Raw genomic sequence first — 15093 nt, forward strand, 5'->3', positions numbered from 1 at the left:
AGGATTTCGGCGTTACAGCAGAGATTGCCGGGGCCGCGTTGCGGCCCATCGCGACGCAAGGCCGCTCCTACAGGGGAATGCTATTTGCCTGTGCTGGCCAGCACCCGCTGCCAGTCTGGCTCGTTCAAGCGCCCGAGGATGCGCGCCTTGCCGTTGCCATCCACCGACACGAACAGGGCACTGGCATAGCCACTCTGGCGCTCGCCACCGGCAACGTTCTGCTGGCGGGCAAAATGGTCGATGCAGCCATTGTGGGTCACCAGCACCAGGTTGTGGCCCGGGCGCTTGCGTGACAACGCTTCACTGGCGAACTGGTTGTCGCAGCCTTCCAGCCAGTCCTCGCTGGCGACTGCCTGGCCGAGGATGAAATGCGCGGTTTGCCGGGTGCGCAGCTTCGGGCTGCTGAGCAGGTCGGCATTTTCCAGGCCCAACTGGTTCAGCCCTTGGCCAACGCGGCCGGCCGCCTGGCTACCGGCCACCGTAATACCGGTGGGGTCGTCCAGGCAGGGGCCGGGGGCGCTGTCGCAGCGTTCGGCGTGGCGGATCATCACGATCACTGCGCCGTCGGCCCAGTCCTGCAGCAGGCCGCTGTCACTCAGTTGTTGCTCGTTACCAAGGTCCACGATATGCGTCCTCGTCGCCAGCCAGGTGGTCAATGCCGCAACGACCATGCACAGGCCAAGGGCGGCACCGAGGGCTTTGCGTGACAGGCGCCGCTTGCGCCGGGCGTGAATGGCTGGGTGGCCCAGGGTGTTGCTGGTAAACATGCGTTGCTCCATTGGCATGGCTGCGCCAGGCGCAGCAGTAATGGCGGCATCCTGCCAAGCGGCCTGTCGGGAGGCGGTGAAGGGCTTGTGAAAATTGCATTCGGCGGCTGTTGGCTGGGTGAAACCTGCGCTCGCGCCTACGCTGTAAACTGCAACACGGCAAAACCGGAGCAGGCCCGATGACCCCCATTCTTGAACTGGAAAGCGCACGGCTGGTAATGCGCCAATGGCACGACGACGATTTGGGCGAGTTCGCTGCGCTGTGTGCCGACCCGCAGGTAATGCGTTATTTCCCGGCACCGCTGACGCGCCTTGAAGCGGCTGCACTGATAGGCCGCGTGCGCGGGCATTTCAACGAGTACGGCTTTGGCCTGTGGGCGCTGGAGCGCAAGGACAGCGGCGCATTCATCGGCATGACCGGGCTGTTGCATGTCGGCTTCGATGCCGATTTTGCGCCGGCTGTGGAAATTGGCTGGCGCCTGGCGCGGCGTCACTGGGGCCTGGGTTTTGCCAGCGAGGCAGCGTGGACCAGCCTGCGTTGTGCTTTCGCCCAATTGCGCCTGGAGGAAGTGGTGTCGTTCACTAGCGAGAGCAATTTGCCGTCGCAGAAGGTGATGCAGGCCATTGGCATGCAGCAGGACCTGAACGGCAGCTTCGAACACCCCCGCCTGGCCGAGGGCCACCCGCTGCGCCCCCACGTGCTGTACCGCATCGACCGCGCGCACTGGGAGCGCACCCTGCGCCCCTGAATGCACGGCCATGCCCGGCGCGAATGACAAACCCTGTATCATTTGCCTTCATTACGAGTGCTGTAGAGACGTGTTGCCTTGCGAGGAGAACCCCCAATGAGTCATGTGTTGGACGACCTGGTCGACCTGTTGAGCCTCGAAGCCATCGAGGAGAACCTGTTCCGTGGGCGTAGCCAGGACCTGGGCTTCCGCCAGCTGTACGGTGGGCAAGTGCTGGGCCAGTCGTTGTCGGCGGCCAGCCAGACGGTCGAGGACGCTCGCCATGTGCATTCGTTGCACGGCTACTTCCTGCGCCCGGGTGATGCCAGCCTGCCGGTGGTGTACTCGGTGGACCGCGTGCGCGATGGTGGCAGCTTCAGCACCCGTCGGGTGACGGCAATCCAGAAGGGCCAGACCATCTTCACCTGCAGCGCGTCGTTCCAGTACGACGAGGAAGGTTTCGAACACCAGGCGCAGATGCCTGACGTGGTCGGCCCGGAAAACCTGCCCACCGAGGTAGAGCTGGCGCGCGCCATGGCCGACCAGTTACCCGAGCGCATTCGCGACAAGGTGCTGTGTGCCAAGCCGATCGAGATCCGCCCGGTCACCGAGCGCGACCCGTTCAACCCCAAGCCCGGCGACCCGGTGAAGTACGCCTGGTTCCGCGCCGACGGCAACCTCCCCGATGTGCCGGCCCTGCACAAATACATGCTGGCTTACGCCTCGGATTTTGGTCTGCTGACCACTTCGCTGCTACCACATGGCAAATCGGTTTGGCAGCGTGACATGCAGATTGCCAGCCTCGACCATTCGCTGTGGTTCCATGGCAACCTGCGCGCCGACGAGTGGCTGCTGTATGCCACCGACAGCCCGTGGGCCGGTAATTCCCGCGGGTTCTGCCGTGGCAGCATCTTCAACCAGGCCGGGCAACTGGTGGCGTCTTCGAGCCAGGAAGGCCTGATTCGCCATCGCAAGGATTGGGCATGAGCCTGGACGAGGTGCGTAACTGGGTGTTCGACATGGACGGCACCCTGACCGTGGCCGTACATGACTTTGCCGCCATTCGTGTGGCGTTGGACATCCCGGCCGAGGACGACATCCTTACCCATCTGGCGGCGTTGCCGGCAGACGTAGCCGCGGCCAAGCATGCCTGGTTGCTGGAGCACGAGCGCGACCTGGCGCTTGCCTCCACCGCGGCCACCGGGGCGGTGGAGCTGGTGCGCGAGCTGGCCGGGCGTGGCTGCCGGCTGGGTATTCTGACCCGTAATGCGCGGGAGCTGGCGCATGTGACGCTGGAGGCCATCGGCTTGGCCGATTGCTTCCCGGTGGAGCATATTCTTGGGCGTGACGAGGCGGCGCCCAAGCCGAGCCCGGATGGGCTGCTGAAGATTGCCAGTGCCTGGGGCGTGACCCCGGGCGAGTTGGTGATGGTGGGGGATTATCGGTTCGACCTGGACTGCGGGCGGGCGGCTGGAGCCCGGACGGTGTTGGTGAACTTGCCCGACAACCCTTGGCCGGAGCTGGTGGATTGGCATGCGGCCGATTGCCGGGCATTGAAGGTGATGCTGGGCTGAACCCGTCTTGGGCGGCATGCGCAGGCTTTTGTAGGAGCGGCCTTGTGTCGCGAAAGGGCTGCGAAGCAGCCCCGGCGATCTTGTGGTGCCACTGAAATGCTGGGGCCGCTGCGCAGCCCTTTCGCGACACAAGGCCGCTCCTACAGGAGTTCGCATAGCCTTTGAAACCGGTAGGGCCGGACCTGTCTATGCTGAACCCCATTCTTTCCTCTGATACGGAGACCCACCCATGACCAGCAAGGCCATCTACGTACAACCCGGCGGCGGCTACGACAAGGTCGAGGTCGGCACCAGCGAGGCCCCCGCGCCCCAGGCCGGCGAGATCACCGTGCAGCTGCACGCCAGCTCCCTCAACTACCATGACTTCGCCGTGGTCAGCGGCATGTGGGGCCCGAGCGAGCGGCGTATCCCCATGGCTGATGGCGCCGGCGAAGTCATTGCGGTGGGCGAAGGTGTCAGCGAATTCCAGGTTGGTGACAACGTGGTCAGCACCTTCTTCCCCGACTGGCTCGACGGCCAGGCCAATGTCGAAGGCTTCGCCAGGGTGCCCGGCGACGGCATCGATGGCTATGCCCGCGAACAGGTGACCGCCCGCGCTACCGCGTTCACCCTGGCGCCCAAAAGCTTCAGCCATGCCGAGGCCGCTACCCTGACCACGGCCGGCCTCACCGCCTGGCGTGCGCTGATGAGCGATGACCACCTCAAGCCTGGCGACACGGTGCTGGTGCAGGGCACTGGCGGTGTATCGATCTTCGCCCTGCAGTTTGCCAAGCTGGCCGGCGCGACGGTGATCGCCACCTCGTCCAGCGACGCCAAGCTGGAGCGCCTGAAGGCGTTGGGCGCCGATCACCTGATCAACTACAAGAGCACCCCGGCATGGGGTGAGAAGGTTCGCGAGCTCACCGACAACCGTGGTGTCGACCACGTGATCGAAGTGGGCGGCCCGGCGACGCTGGAGCAGTCGATGATTGCCGCGCGCATCGGTGGGCATGTGTCGCTGATCGGCATCCTCACTGGCGTGGACGGGCAGCTGCCGCTGGTGCAGGCGCTGGTGCGCCAGATTCGCCTGCAAGGTGTGCTGGTGGGCAGCCGCGCCCAGCAGCAGGCGATGGTACGGGCAATCGATGCCAACGGCCTGCGCCCGGTGGTGGACAAGCATTTCGAGCTTGAGCAGATCGTCGAGGCGTTCCGCTACCAGGAAAGCAACCGGCATTTCGGCAAGATCTGCCTGACCTGGTGAGTTGAGCCGGCCGGATGTAACGGCCACTCTACAAGCCAATACATTCGCGCACATCGGCAGCGCAGGGCGGCTGGCTAGAATGCCCCGCTCTGTTGCGACTGATTCTCTTCAAGAGGATGCCCCGATGTGTTTGCTTCCCCATTCCTGGCGGCGTGTGCTGCCTGCCTTGATGCTGTTGGCGTCCTGCCTCGGCTTCACCCAACCCGCTAGTGCCGTGCAAGTGACCGATGTACTTGGGCGCAAGGTCGAAGTCGACCACGCTCCACAGCGCATCGTGCTCGGTGAAGGGCGGCTGTTTTTTGCCCTGGCCTTGCTCGACCGCGACAACCCGTTCCAGCGGGTAGTTGGTTGGCAGAACGACATGCGCCTGCTCGACCCGCACACCTATGAGGTGTACGCGCAGAAGTATCCGCAAATTGCCAAGTTGCCGCTGATCGGCCAGGCCTCCGAGCAGAGTGTCAGCGCCGAGCAGATTCTGGCGCTCAAGCCCGACTTGGCCATTTTCAGCATCGCCGGTGAGGGCCCGACCCAGCACAGCCCGGTGGCCGACCTGCTGGAAAAGGCCGGCGTGCCGGTGCTGTTCATCGATTTTCGCGTGCATCCGATCCGTAATACCCTGGTGAGCATGCAAGCGCTGGGTACGCTGCTGGGGCGCGAGCCGCAGGCGGCGCAGTACCTGAGCCTGTACGACCGCCATCTGAAGCGGGTAACCGACGGCGTGGCCGGGATCAAGGACAGCGAGCGGCCCAAGGTGTTTCTCGAGCTGTTGGCCGGTGTGTGGCAGGCGCCGGGGCATACTACCGGCAAGAGCGGCCTGGGCAGTGTGGTCGAGGCCGTTGGCGGGCATAACATCGGTGCCGATGTGGTGCCTGGGGCGTTGGGTGATGTCAGTGTCGAGTATGTGCTGCAAGCCGACCCGGACGTGTACATCGCCACCGGCAACCGCGCGCCGGGGGTACTGCTGGGGGCCGGTGTATCCGCCGATACGGCACGCCAGAGCCTGGCGAAGATCACTGCGCGCCCCGAGTTCGCCCCGCTGCGGCCGATTCAGGCCGGCCAGGCCCATGGCCTGTGGCATGACTTCTACAACTCGCCGTTCAACATCCTGGCGATCGAGGCCATGGCCCGCTGGGTGCACCCGGAGCGCTTCAAGGACCTGGACCCACAGGCGACCATGGGCGAAATCAACCAGATGCTCAAGGTAGGCCTGGACGGCCACTACTGGGTCAGCGCCCAGTGACCGCGCAGGCTCACCCGGGCGCCGCGCAGGCCGCCTGGCATTACCGCCGGTTGCTGTGGCGCCGCACCTGGCTGGTGGCGGGCCTGGCCCTGTTGCTACTGCTGTCGGTGCTGGGTGACCTGGCCAGCGGCGCCTCTGGCATGAGCCTGGGGCGCCTGCTGCAAGGGCTTGGCGACCCGGCAACGCTCAGTGCCACCGAGCGGGTAATCATCTGGAACGTGCGCCTGCCCTACACGCTGATGGCCGTGCTGGTGGGCGCGGCATTGTCGCTGGCGGGCGCCGAGATGCAGGCGATCCTCGACAACCCGCTCGCCAGCCCGTTTACCCTGGGTGTGTCGTCGTCTGCCGCGTTGGGTGCATCGTTGGCGATTGCCTACCCGCTGGGCATCGCCTGGCTGGCGCCCAGTGCGCAGGTGACCGTGATGGCGTTTGTTTTCGCCTGCCTTTCGGTCGTGCTGCTGCAGGCCATGTCGCGCTTGCGCGGGGCGGGGGTGGAAAGCCTGGTGCTGTTCGGCATTGCCCTGGTGTTCAGCTGCAACGCACTGGTCTCGTTGCTGCAACTGTTGGCCACCGAAGACGTGTTGCAGCAACTGGTGTTCTGGACCTTGGGCAGCCTGGCACGGGCCGATTGGCAGAAGCTCGGCATCCTGGCGTTGGTGCTGGCGCTGTTGCTGCCGTTCTCGCTACGGGCGGCACCCGCCATGACCTTGCTGCGCATGGGTGAGGACCGCGCGCGCAGCTTTGGCGTGGACACCCGGCGCTTGCGCCTTGCCTCGCTGTTGCGCATTAGCGTGTTGTCGGCGACGGCAGTGGCGTTCGTCGGCACCATCGGGTTCGTTGGCCTGGTCGGGCCGCACATCGCCCGCCTGCTGGTGGGCGAGGACCAGCGCTTCCTGCTGCCGGCCAGTGCACTGGTGGGGGCGCTGATGCTGTCGCTGTCGTCGATTGCCAGCAAGGTGATCTTGCCGGGTGTGATCGTGCCGGTGGGTATCGTCACCGCGTTGGTGGGGGTGCCGGTGTTCGTGGTGTTGGTATTCCGCCGTGGGAGAAGGTTGTGAGCCTGTTGATCGAGGGTGTTTCGGTGGCGTACGGCGCACGGCAGATCCTGCATGGGGTGAGCCTGCCGGCCTTGCCGGCCGGTAGCCTGGTGGCCCTGGTCGGGCCCAATGGCGCGGGCAAGTCGACGCTGCTGAGGGCATTGGCAGGGCTGGAACGGATGCGCGGCGGCGTGAGCCTGGATGGGCAGGACGTGACCCGGCTGGGTTTTGCCGAGCGCTCGCGGCGGCTGGCCTACATGCCTCAACAATTGCCGCCCGGCATTGCCTTGGGCGTGCTGGAAAGCATTGTCGCGGCCTTGCGCGTGAGTGGCAGCGACAACCTGCTGGGGAGCGCTTACGAGGCGTTGCGCCAGTTAGGGATCGAGGCGTTGGCAGAGCGTTCGCTGGACGGCCTGTCTGGCGGGCAACGGCAGTTGGTGGCGCTGGCCCAGCTGTTGGCGCGTAACCCGCAGGTGCTGTTGCTGGACGAGCCGACCAGTGCGCTGGACCTGCATTACCAGTTGCGGGTGATGGATGCAGTGCGCGAGCGGGTGCAGGCGCATCGGTTGCTGGCGGTGGCGGTGCTGCACGATATCAACCTGGCAGCCAGCCATGCCGATTGGCTTGTGGTGTTGCGTGAGGGCAGGGTGGTGGCCTGCGGGGCGCCGGCGGATGTGTTGCAGCCGGGGTTGCTGGCTGAGGTGTATGGCGTGCAGGCGCGGGTGGAACAGTGTTCTCAAGGACGCCTGCAAGTGCTGGTTGACCGGGCGCTCGCCTGACTTTCAAGTTGACGCGGTCCCCTGTAGGAGCGGCCTTGTGTCGCGAAAGGGCTGCGAAGCAGCCCCCGGCCTTCAGCTTTTTTCACATAAATCGAGGGGCTGCTTTGCAGCCCTTTCGCGACACAAGGCCGCTCCTACAAGGAGAAGTGCGCCAGTCAGTTGAATATCAATCGGGCAACAACCGGTCGCGGCTGTTGGACAGGTGCAGGCAGATCGCCGCCCGCGCTGCATCCGGGTCTTGCCGGCGGATGGCATTGAGCACTGCCTCATGCTCCAGGTTGGCCAGGTACGCCTGCCGCGCCAGCTTCGCGCCGCCACGTTCGGCCAGGGCCATGCGGTTGCGCGGGATCAGGCTGTTACCCAGATGCAGCAGCATCTCGGTGAAGTACAGGTTGCCAGTGGCCTCGGCGATCAGCAGGTGAAAGCGCCGGTCGGCCTCGATGCAGCTGTCGCCAGCGGCCGCCAGGTCCTGATAGTCATCCAGCGCCTGGCGCATGCGTGCCAGGTGCTCCTCGTCACGGCGCAGCGCAGCCAGGGCGGCGGCCTGGCCCTCCAGGCCAATACGCAACTCCAACAGGTCGCGTACGCTGGCCGCGCTTTCTGCCGCGATGCGCAGCCCGGCCTGGGCCTGGCGCTCCATTACGAAAGTACCGATACCGTGGCGCGGCTCCACCAGCCCCGAGGCCTGCAACTTGGACAAGGCTTCCCGCACGACCGTGCGGCTGACCCCATGCTCGCGCACCAGCGTGTTCTCTGACGGCAACTTGTCACCCGGTTTGTAGGTGCCCAGCAAAATCTGCTGGGTCAGGCTGGAGACCAGATCATGGGCGCGGCTGTGGCCACGTTTGTGCGCGTGTTCGGATTCCACGTTGTGATCCCTTTCTTGTTTTGCTTGTACGACAAGTTAATCGATAGAAATATTTTTTGCCGAATTTTCCGATGGGCAATCCAGTGTTTAACGAAGCTGTTTTTGCAAGATCGCAGCATATTGGCATTATGACAGCTTGTATTTTGCTATTTTGACGACGTTATTGATCTTGTCGTACAACCGCGCTGCGCATATGCTCATCCCCACTGCCCTGTCAGACAACCAATACCCGCACAACAACAATTAGTGGGAGATTCACAAGTGAACGACACCCTCGCTCCGCTTGCCCGGAATGACGGCGACGCGTTGGCCAGTGCCGTGGCCAAGGTCAAGCGCCACGTCCTGCCGCTGTTCGTCATCATGTTCATCGTCAACTACCTCGACCGCGTCAATATCGGCTTCATCCGCCCGCACCTGGAAAGCGACCTGGGCATCAGTGCCGCAGCTTATGGCTTTGGTGCCGGCTTGTTCTTCATTGGCTACGCATTGTTCGAAGTGCCTTCGAACATGTTGCTGCAGAAGGTGGGGGCGCGGCTCTGGCTGACCCGCATCATGTTCACCTGGGGGCTGGTGGCCACGGCCATGGCCTTTGTACAGAACGAAACCCAGTTCTATGTGTTGCGCTTTCTGCTGGGTGTTGCCGAAGCGGGCTTCTTCCCGGGGGTGATCTACTACTTCACCCGCTGGCTGCCTGGCGCCGAGCGCGGCAAGGCAATTGCCATCTTCCTCAGCGGCTCGGCGCTGGCCTCGCTGATTTCCGGGCCGCTGGCCGGTGCGTTGATGCAGATTCAGGGCCTGGGCATGCACGGTTGGCAATGGATGCTGTTCATCGAAGGCATGGCCTCGGTGGTGCTGTGCTTCTTCGTGTTCTTCTGGCTGGACTCCAAGCCCCAGGATGCCAAGTGGCTGAGCCAGGCCGAGCAGGAGGCGCTGGTGGCCACCATCGACCGCGAGCAGCGTGAACGCGAAGCCGTTGGTGCGGTGAAGCCTTCTGCCTGGAGCCTGCTGAAAGACCGCCAGATCGTGCTGTTCTGCCTCATCTACTTCTGCATCCAGTTGACCATCTACGCCGCCACCTTCTGGCTGCCGAGCATTATCAAGCGCATGGGCGACCTCAGCGATTTGCAGGTCGGCTTCTTCAACTCGATCCCGTGGCTGATCTCGATCATCGCCATGTACGCCTTTGCGGCCGGCTCTGCGCGCTGGAAGTTCCAGCAGGCGTGGGTGGCCGGGGCACTGGTGGTGGCCGCAATCGGCATGTTCATGTCCACCACCGGCGGGCCGGTGTTTGCCTTCGTGGCCGTGTGCTTTGCAGCCATCGGTTTCAAGTCGGCGTCGTCACTGTTCTGGCCGATCCCGCAGGGTTACCTGGACGCCCGCATCGCGGCGGCCGTGATCGCCCTGATCAACTCGGTCGGCAACCTTGGCGGCTTCGTTGCCCCTACCACGTTCGGTTTCCTGGAGCAGCAGACCGGCTCGATCCAGGGCGGGCTGTATGGCCTGGCGGTGACCTCGGTGCTGGCGGCCATTGCCATCTTCTTTGTACGCACTCGCCCAAAGGGCGCTCCTTCTGACGACCTCAAGGCCCCCGCGGGCCTGGGCCAGACCCACTGATGACTGCGAGACAACAACCATGAATATGCAGACCAATCCCGCCGTTCACACCAGCACCCCTGTGGTCACCGACCTGCGCGTGATCCCCGTGGCTGGCCACGACAGCATGTTGCTGAACCTCAGTGGCGCCCACGGCCCGTACTTCACCCGCAATGTGGTGGTGCTGCGTGACAGCGCTGGCAACACCGGCCTGGGTGAAGTGCCGGGTGGCGAGAAGATTCGCCAGACCCTGGAAGACGCCCGCAGCCTGGTGGTCGGCCAGCCGATCGGCCACTACCAGCGTGTGCTCAACGCCATGCGCCAGACCTTCGCCAACCGCGACTCGGCGGGCCGCGGCCTGCAGACGTTCGACCTGCGCATTACCGTGCATGCGGTAACCGCTATCGAGTCTGCGCTGCTCGATCTGCTTGGCCAGCACCTCAATGTGCCAATGGCGGCGCTGCTGGGCGAGGGGCAGCAGCGCGATGCTGTGAAAATGCTGGGTTACCTGTTCTATATCGGCGACCGCCAGCAAACCGACCTGGCTTACCGCAATGAAGCCGATGCCGATGACGACTGGTTCCGTGTGCGCCACGACAAGGCCCTGACCCCGGAAGCGGTGGTGCGCCTGGCCGAGGCGGCCAAGCAGCGTTATGGCTTCAGTGACTTCAAGCTCAAGGGCGGTGTGTTGCGTGGTGAGGAGGAGATGGAGGCAGTGACGGCGCTGGCCGAGCGCTTCCCCGAAGCACGTATCACCCTCGACCCGAATGGCGCCTGGTCGTTGAAGGAGGCCATTGCGCTGTGTCGCGACAAGCATGATGTGCTGGCCTACGCCGAAGACCCGTGTGGTGCCGAAAACGGTTACTCGGGCCGTGAGGTGATGGCCGAGTTCCGCCGTGCCACCGGCCTGCCCACCGCCACCAACATGATTGCCACCGACTGGCGGCAGATGGGCCACGCGATCCAGTCGCAGGCAGTGGACATTCCGCTGGCCGACCCGCACTTCTGGACCTTGCAGGGTTCGGTACGTGTTGCACAGATGTGCAATGACTGGGGGCTGACCTGGGGTTCACACTCCAATAACCACTTCGACATTTCGCTGGCGATGTTCACCCAGGTTGCGGCTGCGGCGCCGGGCGAGATCACCGCGATCGACACCCACTGGATCTGGCAGGACGGCCAGCGCCTGACCCGCGAGCCGCTGCGTATCGTCGACGGGCATGTGCGGGTTCCGGCGCGGCCGGGGCTGGGGGTTGAGCTGGATGAAGACCAACTGGCGAAGGCGCATGAGTGCTACCGCAACATGGGCCTGGGCGCGCGGGATGACAGCGTGGCGATGCAGTTCCTGATTCCGGGTTGGAGCTTTGATAACAAGCGGCCTTGCCTGGTGCGTTGACGCCCACACCGAGCTTGGGGCATGTGCTGGTCCTTGTAGGAGCGGCCTTGTGTCGCGAAAGGGCCGCAAAGCGGCCCCAGCAATCCATGCGTCAACGCTGAAATCCTGGGGCGGCCTTGCGGCCCTTTCGCGACACAAGGCCGCTCAAGTGGTCGCGTTCTAGAACCGTTATGGGTCAATCCTGCTCGAAGAACGCCCGCGCCATTTCTACGAACGCCCCCAGCACCGGGTTGGGGTTGTCCCGGCAGTACGCCAAAAAAATCTCCGCCTGCTGCTCCATCCCCGTCAGCGGCCTGAACACCACCTGCTCCAGGCGCAACGCCTGCGCCGAGGCCGGTACCACAGCGCACCCCAGCCCTACATTGACCAGGCCCAGAATCGAATGCGTCTGCCCCAACTGATGCAGGTACCTGGGCTGCACTTCATGCCGGGCAAACAGGTTCGCGATGCGGTCATGGAAGTAGCGCCCTTCGTTGGCGCTGTACATCACGAACGGCTGCTCATGAAAATCGCTCGGCCTTATCCGCTCACGCACCGTCAGTGCATGCCCGGCAGGCAGGGCGGCGACAAAGGGTTCGCGGTGAATCGGCACGTACTCCACGCGCGCACTGGGCAGCACCTGGCGTACCAGCCCGACATCGATCAGGCCGGCTTCCAGGTCATGCACCTGCGCGCTGGAAACGCGCTCGCTGAGCACCAGCTCGATGTCCGGCACTGTTTGCCCGGCATGCACCAGCAGGCGCGGGATCATGCTGTAGGCCCCGACCGCCGTGAACCCCAGGGTCAAGCGGCCTGCTTCGCCATGGGCGATGCGCCGTGCCGAGTGGCTGGCCGAGTCGGCGATTTGCAGGATGCGCCGGGCGTCTTCAAGGAAGCTCTGGCCCGCCAGGGTCAAGCGCGCCTGGCGGTTGTTGCGCTCAAGCAGCAGCACGCCCAGGGCATGCTCCAGCAGCTGGATCTGCCGGCTCAAGGGCGGCTGGGTCATGTGCAGGCGGGTGGCGGCGCGGCCGAAATGCAGCTCTTCGGCAACGGCGACGAAGCAGCGCAACTGGTGCAGCTCCATGATTCAATTCCTGAATTATTCGATCCACTATCTATATTAGACCTGTATCAATTGCAGGCCTAGCATCAGGTCATGTCTTGCAACTGCTGGATACCTACGATGAACGACAACCCCATTGAAGTGCTGTTGACGCAGCCCGTCCCTGAAGCCATCGATGCCCAACTGGTCAACGCTTATCAGGTACATCGCCTGTATCAGCAGCCCAACCCGCAAGCGCTGCTTGACGCCGTTGGCCCGCGCATTCGTGGCGTGGTCACCGGGGGCGCCAAGGGCCTGGCCAACGCATTGATGGACCAACTGCCGGCGCTCGAAATCATTGCCATCAGCGGCATCGGCACCGACGCTGTGGACCTGCGCCACGCCGCCAGCCGCGGCATCCATGTCAGCACCACGCCGGGCGTGCTCACGGCGGATGTCGCCGACCTGGCCCTGGGGCTGATCATCAGCAGCCTGCGCCGCTTGGGCGAAGGTGAGCGGCTGGTGCGCGATGGCTTGTGGGGCAAGGTCGAGCTGCCGCTGGCGCGTCGGGTCAGTGGCATTGAACTGGGCATCGTCGGGCTTGGCCAGGTGGGTAAGGCCATCGCTCGCCGCGCTGCGGCCTTCGACATGCGCATTGCCTACAACGGGCGGCGCGAACAGCCTGATACGGGGTATCGCTATGAGCCCGACCTGGTTGCGCTGGCACGCTCGGTGGATGTGCTGGTGGTGGCCGCTGCTGCCGATGGCGGGCAGGTGCTGGTGACGGCCGAGGTGCTGGAGGCGCTGGGGCCGCAGGGGTATCTGGTGAATGTGGCGCGTGGCAAGTTGGTCGATGAGCACGCGCTGGTCGAAGCGTTACGCGAAGGGCGCATCGCCGGTGCCGGGCTGGATGTGTTTGTCGATGAGCCGCATGTGCCGCCAGCGTTGCTTGACCTGAACCAGGTCAGCCTGCAACCGCACCGGGGCAGCGCCACCCTGCAGACCCGGTTGGAGATGGGGCGCATGGTTTTGCTCAACCTGGAGGCCTGTTTCCAGGGTGAGCTGCCGCCACATCGGGTGGTTCACCCTTAGGGCCCTTTCGCGGCGGTTCGACGCCTCGACACGCCCGCTCCCACAGAGGTCAGCACAGGTCCTGAGCATTGTGCAGTACCTGTGGGAGCGGGCATGCCCGCGAAAGGGCCGGCACAAGCAACACAAGGCCCCTGGGCCACCCCTTCTGCGCACAAGAACAATCGCTTCCACCGAGAAGCAAGAGGGTTAACATGAACAGCAAATCCGCCGTTGCCGCACCGCAGGCCGTGGCCGGGATCGGTCGCCATCGCTTCCTGGTCCTGGCACTGATCTTCGTCATCACCGTCATCAACTACGCCGACCGCGCCACCCTGTCGATCACCGGCACCGAGGTGCTCAAGGACCTCGGCCTGGATCCGGTCATGCTGGGCATGATCTTCTCCGCTTTTGCCTGGGCCTACGCCCTGGGCCAGGTGCCTGGCGGTTGGCTGCTCGACCGTTTCGGCGCCCGCCGCGTGTATGGCATCAGCCTTATCCTCTGGTCGCTGTTCACGCTGTTGCAGGGGACTGTGGGTTGGATGGGCCTTGCCGGTGTATCCGCGGCAGTGGCGCTGTTCTCCATGCGCTTCATGCTGGGCCTGGTGGAGTCGCCAGCGTTCCCGGCCAACTCGCGCATTGTCAGTTGCTGGTTCCCTACCCGCGAGCGTGGCACTGCCTCGGCACTGTTCAATTCGGCGCAGTACATGGCGGTGGTGGTGTTCGCCCCGCTGATGGCGTGGATGACCCACACCCTGAGCTGGGAGCAAGTGTTCATCTGGATGGGCGTGTTGGGGCTGGTGCTGAGCGTGGTGTGGTTCCGCCTTTACCACGAGCCGCACAGCGCACCGGGGCTGAGTCGCGAAGAGCTGGACTACATGCGTGAAGGTGGCGCCCTGGTTGATCTGGAGCAGGAACGCAAGGCAACCCAAAGCAAGCCGACCCGTGCCGAAGTCATGCAACTGTTCACCAGCCGCAACCTGTGGGCGGTGTACCTGGGCCAGTACTGCATCACCGCGCTGACCTACTTCTTCATAACCTGGTTCCCGATCTACCTGATCAAGGGCCGTGGCATGACCATCATGGAGGCGGGCTGGGTGGCCGCGCTACCTGCCATCTGCGGCTTCACCGGCGGCATCCTGGGTGGCTTCGTTTCCGACTGGCTGATCCGTCGTGGCGTGCATCCCTCCAGGGCGCGCAAGACCCCGTTCATCATCGGCATGGCGCTGTCGACCAGCCTGGTACTGGCCAACTATGTAGAGGGTAACGCGGCGGTAATCGCCCTGATGACCCTGGCCTTCTTTGGCAAGGGCCTGGCAGCGGTGGGCTGGGCGGTGCTGTCGGATGTGGCGCCGAAGAAAATGGTCGGCTTGTGTGGCGGCGTATTCAACGGCATCGGCAATATCGCCGGCATCATCACCCCGCTGGTGATCGGTTATGTGGTGGCCAGTACCGGCTCGTTCCACAACGCACTCTGGTTCGTGGCCGCCCATGGCGTGCTGGGGATCCTCGCTTACCTGTTGCTGGCCCGGCGCTTCGAGCGTACCGGGCAGGCGTAGGCAGACGCCTTGGCAACAGAGGCCCCGGGAAACCGGGGCTTTTTTGTATCTGGGCCAAGAGGTTTTTGCCTGTGCGAACCTCTTCGCGGGTAAACCCGCTCCCACAGGTTTACTGCAGGCTTGCAGATTGTGCGGTCCCTGTGGGAGATTCTATGGCCGGAGGCAAATTTTCAGTAGAAAAGCCCACGGCCTCTCTCAGCAACATCCAGGCACGAATCAGCCT

Annotated in this window: 14 protein-coding genes; 11 read left to right on the forward strand and 3 right to left on the reverse strand. The window is 64.2% G+C overall.

The window, feature by feature from the left end; genetic code table 11:
* Positions 1 to 80: 80 nt before the first annotated feature.
* Complete coding sequence (locus ACQKPZ_RS16925; protein ID WP_427540181.1) at positions 81 to 767, reverse strand: histidine phosphatase family protein; 687 nt, start codon at positions 765 to 767, stop codon at positions 81 to 83.
* Positions 768 to 946: 179 nt separating this feature from the next.
* Between ACQKPZ_RS16925 and ACQKPZ_RS16930 the strand changes: the two genes are divergently transcribed.
* The 7 genes from ACQKPZ_RS16930 to ACQKPZ_RS16960 all read left to right on the forward strand — a co-directional run bounded on the left by ACQKPZ_RS16930 (position 947) and on the right by ACQKPZ_RS16960 (position 7365).
* On the forward strand, positions 947 to 1516 hold the full coding sequence (locus tag ACQKPZ_RS16930; RefSeq protein ID WP_391135340.1) for a GNAT family N-acetyltransferase: 570 nt from the start codon (positions 947 to 949) through the stop codon (positions 1514 to 1516).
* Positions 1517 to 1612: 96 nt separating this feature from the next.
* Positions 1613 to 2482 carry an acyl-CoA thioesterase II gene (gene tesB, locus ACQKPZ_RS16935; RefSeq protein ID WP_016712127.1) on the forward strand — a complete coding sequence of 290 codons (870 nt, stop codon included), beginning with the start codon at positions 1613 to 1615 and terminating at the stop codon, positions 2480 to 2482.
* Positions 2479 to 3069, forward strand: a complete 591-nt coding sequence (locus ACQKPZ_RS16940) for an HAD family hydrolase (protein ID WP_427540184.1) — start codon at positions 2479 to 2481, stop codon at positions 3067 to 3069. The genes tesB and ACQKPZ_RS16940 overlap by 4 nt, the downstream gene beginning before the upstream one ends.
* A gap of 229 nt (positions 3070 to 3298) precedes the next feature.
* Positions 3299 to 4309 carry a zinc-dependent alcohol dehydrogenase family protein gene (locus ACQKPZ_RS16945; protein ID WP_427540187.1) on the forward strand — a complete coding sequence of 337 codons (1011 nt, stop codon included), beginning with the start codon at positions 3299 to 3301 and terminating at the stop codon, positions 4307 to 4309.
* Positions 4310 to 4433: 124 nt separating this feature from the next.
* Entirely contained in the window at positions 4434 to 5549 is a 1116-nt protein-coding gene (locus ACQKPZ_RS16950; RefSeq protein WP_427540190.1) for an ABC transporter substrate-binding protein, read from the forward strand.
* Positions 5546 to 6607: a FecCD family ABC transporter permease gene (locus ACQKPZ_RS16955; protein ID WP_427540193.1), complete on the forward strand. Its 1062-nt coding sequence runs from the start codon at positions 5546 to 5548 to the stop codon at positions 6605 to 6607. Before ACQKPZ_RS16950 ends, ACQKPZ_RS16955 begins: the two co-directional genes overlap by 4 nt.
* Entirely contained in the window at positions 6604 to 7365 is a 762-nt protein-coding gene (locus ACQKPZ_RS16960; RefSeq protein WP_427540195.1) for an ABC transporter ATP-binding protein, read from the forward strand. Before ACQKPZ_RS16955 ends, ACQKPZ_RS16960 begins: the two co-directional genes overlap by 4 nt.
* A 166-nt stretch (positions 7366 to 7531) precedes the next feature.
* Here ACQKPZ_RS16960 and ACQKPZ_RS16965 read toward each other — a convergent pair whose 3' ends face one another.
* On the reverse strand, positions 7532 to 8233 hold the full coding sequence (locus tag ACQKPZ_RS16965) for a FadR/GntR family transcriptional regulator (RefSeq protein ID WP_427540198.1): 702 nt from the start codon (positions 8231 to 8233) through the stop codon (positions 7532 to 7534).
* Between the two features lie 261 nt (positions 8234 to 8494).
* On the opposite strand from ACQKPZ_RS16965, the gene ACQKPZ_RS16970 reads away from it, so the two are divergent.
* Together ACQKPZ_RS16970 and gudD are read left to right on the forward strand one after the other, a co-directional pair.
* The gene (locus ACQKPZ_RS16970) at positions 8495 to 9847 is read left to right on the forward strand and encodes an MFS transporter (protein ID WP_391135318.1); all 1353 of its coding nucleotides are present in this window, start codon (positions 8495 to 8497) and stop codon (positions 9845 to 9847) included.
* Positions 9848 to 9866: 19 nt separating this feature from the next.
* Positions 9867 to 11222 carry a glucarate dehydratase gene (gene gudD / locus ACQKPZ_RS16975; protein WP_391135315.1) on the forward strand — a complete coding sequence of 452 codons (1356 nt, stop codon included), beginning with the start codon at positions 9867 to 9869 and terminating at the stop codon, positions 11220 to 11222.
* Between the two features lie 175 nt (positions 11223 to 11397).
* On the opposite strand, the gene ACQKPZ_RS16980 is transcribed toward gudD, so the two are convergent.
* Positions 11398 to 12285: a LysR substrate-binding domain-containing protein gene (locus ACQKPZ_RS16980; RefSeq protein ID WP_427540201.1), complete on the reverse strand. Its 888-nt coding sequence runs from the start codon at positions 12283 to 12285 to the stop codon at positions 11398 to 11400.
* 99 nt (positions 12286 to 12384) lie between these two features.
* On the opposite strand from ACQKPZ_RS16980, the gene ACQKPZ_RS16985 reads away from it, so the two are divergent.
* Both ACQKPZ_RS16985 and ACQKPZ_RS16990 read left to right on the forward strand, forming a co-directional pair.
* Positions 12385 to 13335, forward strand: coding sequence for a 2-hydroxyacid dehydrogenase (locus ACQKPZ_RS16985; protein WP_427540204.1), 951 nt, complete (start codon positions 12385 to 12387; stop codon positions 13333 to 13335).
* A gap of 191 nt (positions 13336 to 13526) precedes the next feature.
* A complete protein-coding gene (locus tag ACQKPZ_RS16990) occupies positions 13527 to 14870 on the forward strand; it encodes an MFS transporter (protein WP_391135307.1) in 1344 nt (447 codons plus the stop codon).
* Positions 14871 to 15093: the final 223 nt, after the last annotated feature.

It is taken from the genome of Pseudomonas sp. NPDC089547, assembly GCF_050280665.1.
GTDB lineage: Bacteria > Pseudomonadota > Gammaproteobacteria > Pseudomonadales > Pseudomonadaceae > Aquipseudomonas.

Excerpts from the sequence above, each read along its gene's own strand:
- ACQKPZ_RS16940 (WP_427540184.1), top strand. The coding sequence starts at position 2,479 with ATGAGCCTGGACGAGGTGCGTAACTGGGTGTTCGACATGGACGGCACC.
- ACQKPZ_RS16985 (WP_427540204.1), top strand. The coding sequence starts at position 12,385 with ATGAACGACAACCCCATTGAAGTGCTGTTGACGCAGCCCGTCCCTGAA.
- ACQKPZ_RS16990 (WP_391135307.1), top strand. The coding sequence starts at position 13,527 with ATGAACAGCAAATCCGCCGTTGCCGCACCGCAGGCCGTGGCCGGGATC.
- ACQKPZ_RS16950 (WP_427540190.1), top strand. The coding sequence starts at position 4,434 with ATGTGTTTGCTTCCCCATTCCTGGCGGCGTGTGCTGCCTGCCTTGATG.
- gudD (WP_391135315.1), top strand. The coding sequence starts at position 9,867 with ATGAATATGCAGACCAATCCCGCCGTTCACACCAGCACCCCTGTGGTC.
- tesB (WP_016712127.1), top strand. The coding sequence starts at position 1,613 with ATGAGTCATGTGTTGGACGACCTGGTCGACCTGTTGAGCCTCGAAGCC.
- ACQKPZ_RS16930 (WP_391135340.1), top strand. The coding sequence starts at position 947 with ATGACCCCCATTCTTGAACTGGAAAGCGCACGGCTGGTAATGCGCCAA.
- ACQKPZ_RS16980 (WP_427540201.1), bottom strand. The coding sequence starts at position 12,285 with ATGGAGCTGCACCAGTTGCGCTGCTTCGTCGCCGTTGCCGAAGAGCTG.
- ACQKPZ_RS16945 (WP_427540187.1), top strand. The coding sequence starts at position 3,299 with ATGACCAGCAAGGCCATCTACGTACAACCCGGCGGCGGCTACGACAAG.
- ACQKPZ_RS16925 (WP_427540181.1), bottom strand. The coding sequence starts at position 767 with ATGTTTACCAGCAACACCCTGGGCCACCCAGCCATTCACGCCCGGCGC.